The organism is Helicobacter apodemus (genome assembly GCF_000765745.2).
Classification (GTDB): domain Bacteria; phylum Campylobacterota; class Campylobacteria; order Campylobacterales; family Helicobacteraceae; genus Helicobacter_D; species Helicobacter_D apodemus.
This window is the reverse complement of sequence record NZ_JRPC02000086.1, coordinates 1-1,235: the sequence shown is the minus strand read 5'-3', so window position 1 is coordinate 1,235 and position 1,235 is coordinate 1. Positions and strand designations below refer to the sequence as shown.

Annotated in this window: 1 protein-coding gene; it reads left to right on the top strand. The window is 30.0% G+C overall.

Annotation, left to right across the window (positions count from 1 at the left end):
• A partial coding sequence (locus LS72_RS10475; protein ID WP_138155355.1) for an autotransporter outer membrane beta-barrel domain-containing protein occupies window positions 1–1,235 on the top strand: 1,235 nt, incomplete at both ends.

Here is a 1,235-nt window from a genome sequence, read left to right as displayed (position 1 = left end):
GGTAATGCCACCTTACAATCTGATATTATTAACTCTGGTTCTGGTGCTTTAAGTCTTAGTAATACAGGTAATGCTAGTATAGGGGCTAATATTAAAAATGAGGGAAGTGGTAGTTTAAGTATAAACAATACAGGTAAAGTTAGTGATACTACTAAAATAGAAAGCAATGGAAGTGGTAAAGTAGAAGTTCAAGAATGGTTAGTCTCTGCTAATTCTAAAGGAGAGGTTAAACCTTTAGAAATAACAGGTTCTAATTTAAGTGTTGTAAGTGTTTCTAATGTTACCTTTGATGCAGGAAATATTACTAATCTCTCCTCTTTAGTTAATGATCCTAAAAATGTTATTAATATTGATACTTCTAAAGATACTAGTATAAGTAATCCTGCAGAGATTAATTCTAAAGTCTTTGCTAAAGCAGAATTTAAAACTAATGATCCTAGTGTTAATATTAATTTAGATGCTGTTAGTAAAACCCTAAGCTTTTCTATTGATGGTGCTAAGACTTCAGCAGCAGCATTAGGAAAAACACTCATTAGTAATACCCAAGCTAGAGCAAACTTTGTTAATTCTGTAATGGGTAATGCTATGAATGCGGTTCATTTAATCCATAATCAAGGAAGTGCTAATGTGTATTCTAACTTTAATAAGGCTTATGAGGAAGGAGCTATTTATGCAAACTTTGATAATTTAGCCAGTGATGCTTTACTTAGAACTTCTAGTGAAAATAAAGATAAGAATCATCTAGCCTTTATGCTTCCTTATATCTCTAAGAGTGATACTTCTTTAAATGGAGGATTAACTTCTAAAGGACATACTAAAGGGGTTATCTTTGGTTATAGTTATTTAAATCCTAACAATAAAGATATTTATGGGATTTATGGAGGATATGATGATTTTAGTTCTAAAACTTATCCTTCAGATATTCTAGCTTTAAATAATAGAACCTATTATGCAGGAGTTAGGTATTATCATCCTTTTAATTATAAAGATTATGAACTCTTTTCTAAATTCTCTTCACAATTTGGTTTAATACAAAATGATATTTATGAAAGGGTAGGACAAACAGAATTTAAAGGAGAACCTAAATCTTATGCTTATGATGCTAATGTTAATATGGGGATGAATATAAAGCTTAATACTAAGCATACTTTAACTCCAGAGATAGGTTTAGGTTATAATGGAGGATATTCTAAGGCTTATACTATGAATAATGCTATTAATACTATTACAAGAAG